This window comes from Pseudomonas parafulva NBRC 16636 = DSM 17004 (genome assembly GCF_000730645.1).
In the GTDB taxonomy this organism is placed as follows: domain Bacteria; phylum Pseudomonadota; class Gammaproteobacteria; order Pseudomonadales; family Pseudomonadaceae; genus Aquipseudomonas; species Aquipseudomonas parafulva.
Genome location: NZ_BBIU01000005.1, coordinates 308,027 through 322,255, shown reverse-complemented (window position 1 = coordinate 322,255; position 14,229 = coordinate 308,027). Strand labels below are relative to the sequence as shown.

Here is a 14,229-nt window from a genome sequence, read left to right as displayed (position 1 = left end):
TCGGCGTTTTTCCCCCTTGATACACACCGGTAACCATGACCAGCCCAGTACTTAAAGACCCCGCCAAGACCCGCGTCATCGTCGGCATGTCCGGCGGCGTGGACTCTTCCGTCTCCGCCCTTCTGCTCATCGAGCAGGGCTACCAGGTGGAAGGGCTGTTCATGAAAAACTGGGAAGAGGACGACGGCACCGAATACTGCACCGCCCGCGAAGACCTGGCAGACGCCCAGGCCGTGTGCGACCGCATTGGCATAAAGCTGCACACGGCCAACTTCGCCGCCGAGTACTGGGACCATGTGTTCGAGCACTTCCTGGAAGAGTACAAGGCGGGCCGCACGCCCAACCCCGACATCCTCTGCAACCGCGAAATCAAGTTCAAGGCGTTCCTCGATTACGCCCTGTCGCTGGGTGCCGACCTGATCGCCACCGGCCACTACGTACGCCGCCGCGACACCGGCGCTGTCACCGAGCTGCTCAAGGGCCTGGACCCGAACAAGGACCAGAGCTACTTCCTGCATGCCGTGGGCGGCAAGGAAATCGCCCGCACCCTGTTCCCGGTGGGTGAGCTGGAAAAGCCCGAGGTGCGTGCCATTGCCGAGAAACATGGCCTGGCCACCGCCAAGAAGAAAGACTCCACGGGCATCTGCTTCATTGGCGAGCGCCGCTTCAGTGACTTCCTCAAGCAGTACCTGCCGGCGCAGCCAGGCGACATCGAAACCACGGACGGTGAAGTGATTGGCCGCCACCACGGCCTGATGTACCACACCATCGGCCAGCGCCAGGGCCTGGGTATCGGCGGTCTGAAAGACGCCGGTGACGAGCCGTGGTACGTGCTGCACAAGGACCTGGAGCGCAACGTGCTGGTGGTCGGCCAAGGCAACGAACACCCCTGGCTGTTCTCCCGTGCCCTGCTCGCCTCGGAGATTTTCTGGGTCAACCCGGTTGACCTCAGCGGCCCACGCAACCTCACCGCCAAGGTGCGTTACCGCCAGAGCGACCAGCCCTGCACGCTGGAGCGCACCGCCAGTGGCTACCGCGCCGTATTCGACGAGCCGCAACGGGCCGTTACCCCTGGCCAGTCGGTGGTGTTCTACGACGGCGAGGTGTGCCTGGGTGGCGGCGTCATCGAAACCGCAGAGCCCTGGAGCCCGCGCTCATGACCAACCTGCAGGAGCAACTGGTAGCGCTGGGCGGGGTGTTCCAGGCTGCGGTGCTGGTCGACCGCATTGCCCGTACCGGCCAGGCCAGCGAGGCCAACATCGGCTGCATGCTGGGCAGCCTGCTGGTGCGTGACCCCAAGGACACCCTGGAGGTGTTCGGTGGCGACGACCTCAACCTGCGCGACGGCTACCGTGCACTGGTAGGCGCCCTGGAGCGCGACCCCAGCAGCCTGCAGCGCGAACCCCTGCGTTATGCCCTGTCGATGCTGGGCCTGGAGCGCCAGCTGAACAAGCGCGGCGACTTGTTGGACACCATCGGCAACCGCTTGCCGCAAATTCAGTCCCAGGCCGACCATTTCGGCCTGGTTCATGAAAACGTCATCGCTTCCAGTGGAGCCTTGTACCAGGACACGCTCAGCACCTTGCGCCAACGTATTCAGGTGCACGGCGACATGCGTTTCCTGCAGCAGGCCAGCAACGCCTCGAAAATCCGCGCCCTGCTGCTGGCCGGCATCCGCGCCGCCCGCCTGTGGCGCCAGCTGGGCGGCCACCGCTGGCAACTGGTATTCAGCCGCCGCAAACTGCTCAACGAACTTTACGACATGGTTAGGTAGCTTCAAGCGGTAAGCTGCAAGCTGCAAGTAGAAGCAGTTCGCCTTTAGCTTGTGGCTTATGGCTTATGGCTTGAAGCTTGAAGCTTGAAGCTTGCAGCTTGCAGCTTGCAGCTTGCAGCTTGCAGCTTCGTGGATTGTGGCTGCCTTTTAATGTATGATATGCGCCCTCCAAAAGCCTGACTGTCCGAGAACACCCCATGCAGCTTTCTTCGCTCACTGCGGTTTCCCCTGTTGACGGCCGTTACGCCGGCAAAACCCAGGCCTTGCGCCCCATCTTCAGCGAATTCGGCCTGATCCGTTTCCGCGCCCTGGTCGAAGTGCGCTGGTTGCAGCGCCTGGCGGCCCACCCGCAAATCGGCGAAGTGCCGGCGTTCTCGGCCGAGGCCAACGCCGTGCTCGACAGCCTGGCCACCGATTTCAAGCTTGAACACGCCGAACGCGTCAAGGAAATCGAGCGCACCACCAACCACGACGTCAAGGCTATCGAGTACCTGCTCAAGGAGCAGGCTGCCCAGTTGCCAGAACTGGCCAAAGTCAGCGAGTTCATCCACTTCGCCTGCACCAGCGAGGACATCAACAACCTGTCCCACGCCCTGATGCTGCGCGCTGGCCGTGATGACGTGCTGCTGCCGCTGATGCGCCAGATCGCCGAGGCCATCCGTGCCCTGGCCCATGCCCACGCCGAGGTGCCGATGCTGTCGCGCACCCACGGCCAGCCAGCCTCGCCAACCACCCTCGGCAAGGAACTGGCCAACGTCGTGTACCGCCTGGAGCGCCAGATCGCCCAGGTGGCTGCCGTACCGCTGCTGGGCAAGATCAACGGTGCCGTGGGCAACTACAACGCCCACCTGTCGGCCTACTCGCAGGTCGACTGGGAGCAGAACGCCCGCGCCTTCATCGAAGACGAGCTGGGCCTGCAGTTCAACCCCTACACCACGCAAATCGAGCCGCACGACTACATCGCCGAGCTGTTCGATGCCATTGCCCGCTTCAACACCATCCTCATCGACTTCGACCGGGATGTGTGGGGCTACATTTCGCTGGGTTACTTCAAGCAGAAGACCGTGGCTGGCGAAATCGGCTCATCGACCATGCCGCACAAGGTCAACCCGATCGACTTCGAGAACTCCGAAGGCAACCTGGGCATCGCCAACGCGCTGTTCCAGCACTTGGCCAGCAAGCTGCCGATCTCGCGCTGGCAGCGCGACCTCACCGACTCCACCGTGCTGCGCAACCTGGGCGTGGGTTTTGCCCACAGCGTCATCGCCTACGAAGCCAGCCTGAAGGGCATCGGCAAGCTGGAAGTGAACGAAGCCCGCATCGCGGCCGACCTCGACGCCTGCTGGGAAGTACTCGCCGAGCCGATCCAGACCGTCATGCGTCGCTTCAACATCGAGAACCCCTACGAGAAGCTCAAGGAGCTGACCCGTGGCAAGGGCATCACCCCTGATGCACTGCTGACCTTCATCGACGGCCTGGACATGCCAGCCGACGCCAAGGCCGAGCTCAAGCAGCTGACCCCCGCGACCTACATCGGTAACGCGGCAGCCCAGGCCAAGCGCGTCTAAAGCAACCGTCGCGCCCAACGCCCGGCCTGGCCGGGCGTTTTTATTCCCGTACGAAAATTACGATTTTTCAATAGGTTGAACATGAATCCTGATACTCCACTGCAGCTGCTGGGCGGCATTTCTGCCCGTGAATTCATGCGCGACTACTGGCAGAAGAAGCCGCTGCTGGTGCGCCAGGCGTTCCCCGATTTCATCAGCCCGATCGACCCCGACGAACTCGCGGGCCTGGCGCTGGAAGAAGAAGTCGAGTCGCGGATCGTGCTGGAGCACGGCGCCCACCCCTGGGAACTGCGTCGCGGCCCGTTCAACGAAGACACCTTCGCCGAGCTGCCAGAAAAAGACTGGACCCTGCTGGTTCAGGCGGTGGACCAGTTTGTGCCGGAAGTGGCCGAGCTGCTGGAAAACTTCCGTTTTCTGCCCAGCTGGCGCATTGATGACGTGATGATCAGCTTCGCGGCCCCAGGTGGCAGCGTTGGCCCGCACTTCGACAACTATGACGTGTTCCTGCTGCAAGGCCACGGCCAGCGCAACTGGAAAGTGGGCCAGATGTGCAGCAGCGACAGCGCGCTGCTGGAACACAGCGACCTGCGCATCCTGGCCGAATTCGAGCAGAGCGGTGAGTGGACCCTGGAGCCCGGCGACATGCTCTACCTGCCACCGCGCCTGGCCCACTATGGCGTGGCGGTGGACGACTGCCTTACCTACTCTGTCGGCTTCCGCGCGCCGAGCGCCGCCGAAGTACTGACCCACTTCACCGACTTCCTCGGCCAGTTCCTGCCGGACGAAGAGCGCTACAGCGACGCCGACGCGCAGCCCGCCAGCGACCCTCACCAGATCCAGCACGATGCCCTCGACCGCCTCAAGGCGCTGCTCGAGAAGCACATGGGTGACAAGGACCTGCTGCTGACCTGGTTCGGCCAGTTCATGACCGAGCCGCGCTACCCCGAGCAAATCGTCGGCGAAGAGCTGTCGGAAGAAGAACTGATCAATGCCCTCGAGCAGGGTGCGATCCTGATCCGCAACCCGAGCGCGCGCATGGCCTGGTCGGAGTTCGAACAAGACCTGTTGCTGTTCGCCAGCGGTCGCAGCTGCCCGCTGCCTGGCAAGTTGCGCGAATTGCTGAAGCTGGTGTGCGCAGCCGATGCCCTGCACATCGACAACCTCGGCCAATGGCTGCAGGATGAAGACGCACTGATGCTGGTGCAGCAACTGGTCAAGCAAGGAAGCCTGGGATTCGCCAATGAATAAAATTCGTGTGCGCCTCGCCGATTGGCACAAGGACAACGCCGACATCCGCCGCATCCGTGAAGCGGTGTTCATCGCCGAGCAACACGTGCCGCCTGAACTTGAATGGGACTCCGACGACCCGACGGCGGTGCACTTCCTGGCCGTTGAAGGTGACTATGCGATCGGTACGGCCAGGCTGCTGTCTGACGGCACCATCGGCCGTGTGTCGGTGCTCAAGGACTGGCGGGGTTTGAAGGTGGGCGATGCCTTGATGAATGCGGTGATCGCCGAAGCGCAGCACCGTGATCTGAAAACGCAGCGCCTGAGTGCCCAGGTGCATGCCACACCGTTTTACGAACGGCTGGGCTTTCGCGTGGTGAGTGAGGAGTTCTTGGAGGCGGGTATTCCGCACGTGGACATGTTGCGCGACGCTCAAGGCTGACCCGCAGGGCCGCGCTGCGGCCCTTTCACGCGGTGCGCTCGCGCCTACCGAATGGGTAAACGAGCGAGCGCATGCCGTGATGACAGAACATAAACCCTCACAAAAACCTGTACATCCATCCAGATAAAACTTGCCTCCCGGCGCCTGCTTGCGCATCCTAGTGCCCATCTACCTGATGAAGCGTCTGCGGCCATGCGCCTGTTCCTCTGTGAAAAGCCCTCCCAGGCAAAAGACATCGCCAAGGTGCTCGGCGCCCATCGCAAGGCCGACGGCTGTTGGCAGGGTACCGACGTCTGCGTAACCTGGTGCATCGGCCACCTGCTGGAAACCGCTCCGCCAGACAGCTACGACGAGCGCTACAAGCGCTGGAACCTCGCCGACCTGCCGATCATCCCGGCGCAGTGGAAGATGCAGGTCAAACCCAAAACGGCCAGTCAGTTCAAGGCGGTCAAGCGCCTGCTGGGCGAAGCCCGCGAGCTCGTCATCGCCACCGATGCGGACCGCGAAGGCGAAATGATCGCCCGCGAGCTGGTCGAGCATTGCCGTTACCGTGGCCCGGTACAGCGGTTGTGGCTGTCGGCCCTGGACGATGCGTCCATTCGCAAGGCCCTGGCCCGCCTGCTCCCCGGCCACGAAACCTTCAACCTGTACCATTCGGCCCTGGGCCGCTCCCGTGCCGACTGGCTGATCGGCATGAACATGAGCCGGCTGTTCACGCTGCTGGGCCGGCAATCGGGCTATCAGGGGGTGCTGCCAGTAGGCCGGGTACAAACCCCTACCCTGCGCCTGGTGGTCGACCGCGACCGTAGCATCGCCGATTTCGTGCCTGTCCCCTTCTGGGCTATCGATGTGCAACTGGCCCATGCCGGCCAGGCCTTCAACGCCCAGTGGCGGGCACCGGACGACACCTGCGACGAGCAGGGCCGCTGCCTGAACCAGGCACTGGCGCAACAGGCCGCAGCAGACATCAGCAATGCCAGGGTCGCACAGGCTACGCGGGTGAGCACAGAGCGCGTGCGCGAAGCCGCCCCCCTACCCTTTGATCTCGGCACCTTGCAGGAGCTGTGCTCGAAAAAGTTCGGCCTGGGTGCCCAGGAAACCCTGGACATCGCCCAGGCCCTGTACGAAACACACAAACTGATCACCTACCCACGCAGCGACTGCGGCTACCTGCCGCTCAGCCAGCACAGTGAGGCGCCTGGCATTCTGGCTGCACTGCAGCGGGCCGATGCCAGCCTTGCACCGCTGCAGCCACACCTGGAGCCCCAGCGCCGCTCCCGGGCGTGGAACGACGCCAAGGTCAGCGCGCACCACGGCATCATCCCCACGGCTGCAGCCAGCGACCCGGCGCGGCTACCGGCCAAGCACAAGGCTGTGTATACCCTGATCCGCGCCCGCTACCTGGCGCAGTTTCTGCCAAACCACGAATACGACCGCACCCAGGCCGACTTCGATTGCGCCGGCCACGCCCTGCGGGCCGTCGGCAAACAGATTGTCGAGCCGGGCTGGCGACGCGCCCTGCCCGAAGCCCTCACACCCGCCAAGGGCCGTGAAGCCGCCCCGCCTCAGGTACTGCCGGCGCTGAGCCAGGGCCAGAGCTGCGCCGTACAGGCGGTGCAACTGAAGGACCTGTGGACCCAGCCACCCAAGCCGTTCACCGAGGGTGATCTGATCAAGGCCATGAAGAACGTGGCCAAGCTGGTGGACGACCCGCGGTTGAAACAGAAGCTGAAAGAAACCACCGGCATCGGCACCGAGGCCACCCGCGCCAGTATCATCCAGGGCCTGCTCGACCGCGGCTACCTGGTCAAGAACGGCAAGGCGCTGTCTGCCACCCCTGCGGCGTTCAGCTTGATCGATGCAGTGCCCCGCGCCATCGCCGACCCAGGCACTACCGCTATCTGGGAACAGGCATTGGACATGGTGCAAAGCGGCGAGATGAGCCTGGACGAATTCGTCACCCGCCAGTCGGCCTGGATGGGCAAGCTGGTAGAACGCTGCAGCGGATTGCGCATGACCATCAGCGGGCCGGCAGCCGGCGCAGCCCCACCATGGAAAAAGAAGCGCAGAAGCGGCGGCAAAACCAAGGCCGCCGCAGGCAAAACGGCAACCGGCAAGGCTGCAGGGGGCAAAGCGAGGGTAACCCGCAGAAGGGCCAGCCCCTGACCCAGGCCAAGGGTGCAGCACGCGGGCCTGGCACCGGGTAGGGCTTCTGCTAGATTGGATTGAAACAATCTTGGATACGTTTCATGAGCTCAGGCTTGGACACCACGGCCAACATCGCAACCGACTTCCCCGACCTGCCCAGCGAAGTGCGCGCATTCAGGACGCGCTACCCTGAGGTGCGGTATGTCGATCTGCTGTGCCTCGACATCCCTGGCCACTTCTACGGCAAGCGCTACCCCATCGACATGCTGGAAAAGGTTGCTGCAGGCAGCCCCCTGAAGCTGCCACAAAATGCCGTGCTGCTAGGGGCACAAGGCGGCTTGTTCCCCATCAGTGACTACTGTTTCAGCGATGGCGACCCGGATGCCGTACGCCGGCTGATACCCGGCACACTCAAACCGGTGACCTGGGAGCAGCAACCGCTGGGGCAGATGCTGATCACCACCGACGGCACCCCCGCGCCCATCGAGTTCGAACCCCGTGAAGTACTGGCCAGGGTGCTGCAACGCCTGACGCGGCGCGGTATCCACCCGGTAGTCGCATTCGAATTGGAGTTCTACCTGTTCGACCGAGCACTGAAAGACGGCTTGCCGCAGTGCCCCCGCGACAGCCTGACAGGCGATGCGGATAACCAGCCGAACATGCACATGGAGCGGCTGTCGCGCTTTGGCGACGTGCTGCGCGACATGGTCGACACCGCCAACCTGCAAGGCGTGGACGCCAACGTGATCAGCGCGGAGCTGGGGCCCGGCCAGTTCGAGATCAACTTTGGCCACTGCGATGATGGCCTGCGTGCGGCAGACTGGGCCGCACTGTTCTGCCGCAGCACCCGTGGCGTCGCGCTCAAACACGGCCACCGCGCCTCGTTCATGAGCAAACCCTACCTGCAGGCACCTGGCAGCGGCATGCATGTGCACGTCAGCCTGTACGATGCAGCGGGCAGCAACCTGCTGGCAGCGGGCGGCCAGCGCCCGCTTCGCCACGCTGTGGCCGGCTGCCTGGCACTGCTGCCCCACTGCATGCCGATATTTGCTGCCAACCACAACGCCTTCCGCCGCTACGGCGCCATGGTCAATGCGGCCAGCCGCGCCAGTTGGGGCTTCGAAGACCGCGACGCATGCATTCGCATCCCGGAGTCAGACCCGGCCAATTTACGCATCGAACACCGGCTTGCCGGTGCCGATGCCAACCCTTACCTGGTACTGGCGGCCATCCTGTGCGGCATGGAACAAGGGCTCGATGCCAGGCAGGCACCGATCGCCCCGCTGAATGAGGACCGCAGCAGCGGCATCGATTTCCCCACGGACATGCTCAGCGCCGTGGCCGCCATGCGGCACCACCCGGCGGCCAAACAAGGCCTGGGGGAGGAGTTCGTGATGGTGTACTGCGAAAACAAGCGCCAGGACCACCTGGCGTTCATGCAAGAGGTGAGCGCCCGGGAATACCGCTGGTTCCTATGACGAGGCAACCAAACGACGTGCTGTGCGTGCTGCAAAGCACTCGGCACTGGCACCGGCCCCTTCACGGCATTACCATGGGCTGCTTCGCACGCGGCTTGTTGTCGCACCCAGCCTCCCTGCCTGCCAGAACGCCATGCCCTTCGAGCTCACCGTTGAACCCCTCACCCTACTGATCCTGGTCCTGGTTGCCTTTGTCGCCGGTTTCATCGATGCCATCGCTGGCGGTGGCGGCCTGCTGACCACCCCCGCCCTGCTGACGGCTGGCATGCCGCCGCACCTGGTGCTGGGCACCAACAAGCTCAGTTCCACATTCGGCTCTGCCACGGCGGGGTTCACCTACTACCGGCGCAAGCTGTTCCACCCGGTGCAATGGCGGCGGGCATTGCTCGGCACCTTGGTCGGGGCGCTGCTGGGCGCAGTGGTGGCCCACTACATGCCGGCCGAATGGCTGAACAAGATGCTGCCCGTGATTGTGTTTGCCTGCGGCATCTACCTGCTGTTCGGCGGCACGCCCAAGGCGCCGCTGGATGCCGAAGCGCCGATCAGCAAGAAGTGGCAGGCGCCGCAGGGCCTGGCCCTGGGCTTCTACGACGGCGTTGCCGGCCCCGGCACCGGGGCATTCTGGACGGTGAGTACACTGCTGCTGTACCCCATCGACCTGGTGCGTGCCAGCGGCGTGGCCCGCAGCATGAACTTCGTCAGCAACATCGCAGCGCTGACGGTGTTCGTGTTGTCCGGGCAGGTGGATTACATCGTGGGCCTGTGCATGGGCCTGTCGGTGATGGTCGGCGCGTTCTTTGGTGCGCGCACCGCCATCAGCGGGGGCAGCAAGTTCATCCGCCCCGTGTTCATCACCGTGGTGCTGGCGCTGACCGTGCGCCTAGCGTGGCAGCACTGGTTCGGGCAGGCCTAACCGCCGCGCCACGTACAGGTCGATGAGGTGGCGAGCGATGGAGCGGCCCGCCGGCAGCGGCGGCAGGTGGTGCACGCTGAACCACTGCGCATCCTCGATTTCATCGGGCTGCATCACGATGTCGCCACCGGCGTACTCGGCATGAAAACCCAGCATCATCGAGTGTGGAAATGGCCAGCACTGGCTGCCCACGTACTGGATGTTCTTCACCTGCACCGCCACTTCTTCATGTACCTCGCGCACCAGGCAATCCTCGGCAGACTCGCCAGGCTCGGCAAAGCCTGCCAGGGTGCTGTATACGCCGGCCACAAAGCGCGGAGAGCGTGCCAGCAGGATCTCATCGCCGCGGGTCACCAGCACGATCATGCTCGGTGAAATACGCGGGTAGCTGCGCAGGTCGCAGGCCGTACAGTGCATGGCCCGCTCCCAGCGGATTTGCGTCATGGCCTGGCCGCAGCTGCCGCAGAACCGGTGTTCCCGCGCCCAGGTGCCAATCTGTGCGGCATAGCCCAGCACCTTGTAGGTGTCGAAATCACCCTCCAGCATGAACGCGCGCAAGCCGCGCCAGCTGCAGCCTGGCAGGGCCGCTGCGCTGTGCAGCTCCAGCAGGAACACTGGCTGGCCGTCGAAATGGCCGATGCCGTGTTCACACAGCACGTCCAGGCCCTGGCGTTTCAGCCAGTCCCGTGGGAACATTGCCCCCTCGTCGGCCACCAGAAACCCTTCCGGGCTACGGGCCACTGCCAGGCCGCCGGTGATCTGGGGGTCGAGTACTGCAGTGGTCCAGCGTGCTGACATATCAGGGTTCCTGTAAGACGCGTCCCCGGGGTTGTCAGTCGGTGAACGTCGGTTTCTGTTTGCTCATGTGCGCTGCCATCGCCAGCCGAAGGTCTTCGGACTGCAGCATCGCAGCGTTCCAGGTAGCGATGTAGTCGAGGCCGTCATCAATGCGGTGGTCGCGCATGTAGCTGAGCAGGTGCTTGGTACCGGCCACGGCAATGGGCGATTTTGCGGCAATGTCGCGGGCCATGGCAAAAACCCCGTCCAGCAGGGTAGCAGCGTCATCGTACACGCGGTTCACCAGGCCGATGCGCAGCGCCTCGTCAGCCTCCACATTGCGCCCGGTGTAGGCCAGCTCCCGCATCATGCCGTCGCTGATGATACGTGGCAAACGTTGCAGCGTGCCGACATCGGCCGCCATGCCCATGTCGATTTCCTTGATGGAAAACTGCGCGTCAGCGCTGCAATAGCGCATGTCGCAGGCTGATATCAGGTCGATGGCCCCGCCGATGCAGTAGCCCTGCACCGCCGCCAGCACTGGCTTGCGGCATTGATCCACCGCATTGAACGAAGCCTGCATGCGCAGGATGGTCTTGCGCAACAGCCGCGCATTGCGCCCCACATCCTTGCCCAGCTGGCCCGCCACCGACGCCAGTAGCGCCAGGTCGATGCCGGCAGAAAAATGCTTGCCGGCGCCACTGATGACCACCACCCGTATGGCATCGGTGTCGTCCACCCACTGGAAGATGTCGATGATCTCCTCCCAGAATGCCGCATTCATGGCATTGAGCTTTTCAGGCCGGTTGATCTGGACGTGTGCGATGTTGTCGATCAGTTCGACCTTGAACGCGCTGTACTCGGCCATGGGCGATACTCCTATGGGTAAAAGGCAATGTCATCGATGGTAACCCAGGCAGGTGGCTGCACGTCTGCCAAAACCGGGACTGGTGCATCGTGCGATTGCGCACAACTTTTGCTCGCGCCTGGCATCGAAACATTCAGGCACCCAACTTTCGGGAGAAACGCAATGGCGATACGCAAGGCATTGATGCTTTCCTGCATGGCCCTGGCCCTTTACGGCTGCGCCGGCAACGATCACCCCGCCCCGCCGCGCACTCAGCAAGTGGACCTGCAACGCTACCAGGGCACCTGGTACGAACTGGCGCGCCTGCCAATGTTCTTCCAGCGCAACTGCGTGCAGTCCGAGGCCCACTATGCCCTGCGCACCGACGGCCGCATCGACGTCACCAACCGCTGCAAGGAGAAGGACGGCGAGTGGAACGAGGCCAATGGCATTGCCGAGGCCCAGCAGGCTGGCAGTACCGACAAGCTGTGGGTACGCTTCGACAACTGGTTCAGCCGCCTGGCACCGGACCTGACCAAAGGCGAGTACTGGGTGCTGTACCACGACAAGGACTACCGCGTCGCGCTGGTAGGCCACCCGAACCGGGAATACCTGTGGCTGCTGTCACGCACCCCCGCCATCCCCGACCAGACCCGCGACCAGTTGCTGGGCATCGCCCGTGATCAGGGTTACGACACCAGCAAGCTGGTGTGGCGCCAGGCTGATACCAAAGCCATGAACTGAACACCGCCCCGGCATAAGCCGGCCATTACAGGAGTAAGAATGGACCTGCTGTTTCTCGGCACTTCGGCCGGAGTGCCGACCAAGGCCCGCAATGTCAGTGCCACAGCGCTGCTCGAAACCACGGGCAGAGGCTGGTACCTGGTGGACTGTGGTGAAGGTACCCAGCACCGCCTGTTGCACACGCCGTTGTCCGCCCAGGACCTGGCGGGCATTTTCATCACCCATGTGCATGGCGATCATTGCCTGGGCCTGCCCGGCCTGTTGTCCAGTGCAAGCATGAATGGCCGGCGCGATCCCCTGGACGTGGTGTTGCCTGAGGCGTTGCACCCTTGGCTGCGCCTGAGCCTTGCGGCTACCGACAGCCACCTGTCTTTCGAGCTGCGGCTACTGGCGGTGGAAGGTTTCGAGGGTTGGCAGAACGGCACGGTCAGGGTCACCACCGTCGCGCTCTCCCATCGAGTCCCCAGCGTGGGGTATGTATTCGACGAAGTGTGTCCGCAGCCGCGCCTGAACACCGACCGCCTGGACGCCGAAGGCATCCCGCGCGGCCCGCTGTGGGGGGATTTGGCAAAGGGCCTGCCTGTGCAGCATGGTGAACGTGCGCTGGATGCCGCCGATTACCTGAGCCCGGGCCGTGCGCCGCGCCGGGTCATTATCTGCGGGGATAACGATACCCCCGACTTGCTGGCAGGGGTGGCAGCCGATGCCGACGTATTGGTGCACGAGGCCACGTTTACCCAGCCGGCGGTGGAACGCACAGGGGTTACCTACGGCCACAGCACCGCCGCTGATGTCGCGCACATGGCCGAGAGCGCCGGGGTACGAAACCTGGTGCTGACGCACTTCAGCGCCCGCTACCAGGCAGACCCGCAACGCAGCCCCTCCATCGACGACGTACGCCACGAAGCCCAGGCGCATTATCGCGGCAACCTGACCTTGGCCGCCGACCTGCAGCGCTACCACCTGGGGCGCGATGGCTTGCTGGTGCCAGCATCCTGACTAGGCCGCCAGCTGCGCCTTGGCCACCGCCTGGGAAGCCGCCAGCATCGCTCGCAGCAACACCGCACAGCCCGCAGCCAAGTCCTCCGCCGTGGCGTTCTCGATCTCGTTATGGCTGATGCCATTCTCGCAGGGCACGAAGATCATCCCTGCCGGGCCCAGCTCTGCCAGGAAGATCGCGTCGTGCCCTGCCCCGCTGACGATGTCCATGTGCGGCAAACCCAGCGCCTCGGCCGACTGGCGCACCGCGTCGACACAACCTTTGTCGAAGTACAAGGCCGGGAAGTCTGCCGTAGGCACCAGCTCATGGGCCAGGCCATGGGTGGCACAGGTGGCCTCGATCACCCCGCGCACTTCAGCAATCATCGCATCCAGCCGTTCACCCTCAAGGTGCCGGAAGTCCAGGGTCATGCGCACCTCCCCGGGTATCACGTTGCGCGAGCCGGGGTACGCTTGCAGGCAACCCACTGTGCCACAGGCGTGGGGCTGGTGAGCCAGCGCGGTATGGTTTACCGCCTGTACCACGGCCGCCGCACCTACCAGGGCGTCCTTGCGCAGGTGCATGGGGGTGGGGCCGGCATGCGCTTCGACCCCACGCAAGGTCAGGTCGAACCACTTCTGGCCCAGTGCCCCCAGCACCACCCCGATGGTTTTGGCCTGGTCTTCCAGAATCGGGCCTTGTTCGATATGTGCCTCGAAGTACGCACCCACCGGGTGGCCAGTCACGCTGCGGGGCCCGGCATAGCCTATGGCACCCAGGGCCTCGCCGACGCTTGTGCCCTGGGCATCACGCTTGGCCAACGTGTCAGCCAGGCTGAATTTACCGGCGAACACGCCTGAGCCCATCATGCACGGCGCAAAACGCGAGCCCTCTTCGTTGGTCCACACCACCACCTCCAGCGGCGCCTCGGTTTCAACGCCCAGGTCGTTGAGGGTGCGGATCACCTCCAGGCCAGCCATCACCCCAAAGCAGCCATCGAACTTGCCACCCGTGGGCTGCGTATCGATGTGGCTGCCCGTCATCACCGGTGGCAGCGCCGGGTTGCGCCCGGGGCGGCGGGCAAACAGGTTGCCTACACCATCGATGCTGACCGTGCACCCGGCCTCTTCGCACCACTGCACGAACAGGTCACGGGCCTGGCGGTCCAGGTCGGTCAGGGCCAGGCGGCAGACACCGCCTTTTGCAGTGGCCCCCAGGCGGGCCAGGTCCATCAGCGATTGCCACAGGCGTGCGCTGTCGACGTGCTGGTCAGTGCTTTGCAGAATGTCTTGGGCTGGGTTCACGGGTTCATCCTCAGGCATTGTTGTGATC

The 14,229-nt window shown here is 64.0% G+C and carries 13 protein-coding genes; 10 read left to right on the top strand and 3 right to left on the bottom strand.

Annotation, left to right across the window (positions count from 1 at the left end):
* Positions 1 to 35 precede the first annotated feature (35 nt).
* From mnmA to PPA02S_RS04260, 8 genes are all read left to right on the top strand, one after another.
* Positions 36 to 1,160 carry a tRNA 2-thiouridine(34) synthase MnmA gene (mnmA, locus tag PPA02S_RS04295; protein ID WP_028632337.1) on the top strand — a complete coding sequence of 375 codons (1,125 nt, stop codon included), beginning with the start codon at positions 36 to 38 and terminating at the stop codon, positions 1,158 to 1,160.
* On the top strand, positions 1,157 to 1,774 hold the full coding sequence (hflD, locus tag PPA02S_RS04290; RefSeq protein ID WP_028632336.1) for a high frequency lysogenization protein HflD: 618 nt from the start codon (positions 1,157 to 1,159) through the stop codon (positions 1,772 to 1,774). Before mnmA ends, hflD begins: the two co-directional genes overlap by 4 nt.
* 197 nt (positions 1,775 to 1,971) lie before the next feature.
* Entirely contained in the window at positions 1,972 to 3,342 is a 1,371-nt protein-coding gene (gene purB / locus PPA02S_RS04285) for an adenylosuccinate lyase (protein WP_028632335.1), read from the top strand.
* An 81-nt stretch (positions 3,343 to 3,423) separates the two neighbouring features.
* Entirely contained in the window at positions 3,424 to 4,590 is a 1,167-nt protein-coding gene (locus PPA02S_RS04280; RefSeq protein ID WP_028632334.1) for a ribosomal protein uL16 3-hydroxylase, read from the top strand.
* The gene (locus tag PPA02S_RS04275; RefSeq protein ID WP_028632333.1) at positions 4,583 to 5,011 is read left to right on the top strand and encodes a GNAT family N-acetyltransferase; all 429 of its coding nucleotides are present in this window, start codon (positions 4,583 to 4,585) and stop codon (positions 5,009 to 5,011) included. The genes PPA02S_RS04280 and PPA02S_RS04275 overlap by 8 nt, the downstream gene beginning before the upstream one ends.
* Before the next feature lie 192 nt (positions 5,012 to 5,203).
* Positions 5,204 to 7,177, top strand: coding sequence for a DNA topoisomerase III (locus tag PPA02S_RS04270; RefSeq protein WP_028632332.1), 1,974 nt, complete (start codon positions 5,204 to 5,206; stop codon positions 7,175 to 7,177).
* Positions 7,178 to 7,260: 83 nt separating this feature from the next.
* Positions 7,261 to 8,637, top strand: a complete 1,377-nt coding sequence (locus tag PPA02S_RS04265) for a glutamine synthetase family protein (RefSeq protein ID WP_042141272.1) — start codon at positions 7,261 to 7,263, stop codon at positions 8,635 to 8,637.
* 133 nt (positions 8,638 to 8,770) lie between these two features.
* A complete protein-coding gene (locus tag PPA02S_RS04260; RefSeq protein ID WP_028632330.1) occupies positions 8,771 to 9,550 on the top strand; it encodes a TSUP family transporter in 780 nt (259 codons plus the stop codon).
* Here the strand turns inward: PPA02S_RS04260 and nudC are convergent.
* Entirely contained in the window at positions 9,518 to 10,348 is an 831-nt protein-coding gene (nudC, locus tag PPA02S_RS04255) for an NAD(+) diphosphatase (RefSeq protein WP_028632329.1), read from the bottom strand. The two genes, PPA02S_RS04260 and nudC, sit on opposite strands and share 33 nt — an antisense overlap.
* Positions 10,349 to 10,382: 34 nt before the next feature.
* Positions 10,383 to 11,195 carry a crotonase/enoyl-CoA hydratase family protein gene (locus PPA02S_RS04250; RefSeq protein WP_028632328.1) on the bottom strand — a complete coding sequence of 271 codons (813 nt, stop codon included), beginning with the start codon at positions 11,193 to 11,195 and terminating at the stop codon, positions 10,383 to 10,385.
* A 162-nt stretch (positions 11,196 to 11,357) separates the two neighbouring features.
* Here PPA02S_RS04250 and PPA02S_RS04245 point away from each other — a divergent pair, with 162 nt between their 5' ends.
* Both PPA02S_RS04245 and PPA02S_RS04240 read left to right on the top strand, forming a co-directional pair.
* Positions 11,358 to 11,918: a lipocalin family protein gene (locus PPA02S_RS04245; protein WP_028632327.1), complete on the top strand. Its 561-nt coding sequence runs from the start codon at positions 11,358 to 11,360 to the stop codon at positions 11,916 to 11,918.
* A gap of 39 nt (positions 11,919 to 11,957) precedes the next feature.
* The gene (locus PPA02S_RS04240; RefSeq protein ID WP_028632326.1) at positions 11,958 to 12,917 is read left to right on the top strand and encodes a ribonuclease Z; all 960 of its coding nucleotides are present in this window, start codon (positions 11,958 to 11,960) and stop codon (positions 12,915 to 12,917) included.
* Here the strand turns inward: PPA02S_RS04240 and PPA02S_RS04235 are convergent, their stop codons facing one another.
* A complete protein-coding gene (locus tag PPA02S_RS04235; protein WP_028632325.1) occupies positions 12,918 to 14,201 on the bottom strand; it encodes a Zn-dependent hydrolase in 1,284 nt (427 codons plus the stop codon).
* Positions 14,202 to 14,229 lie beyond the last annotated feature (28 nt).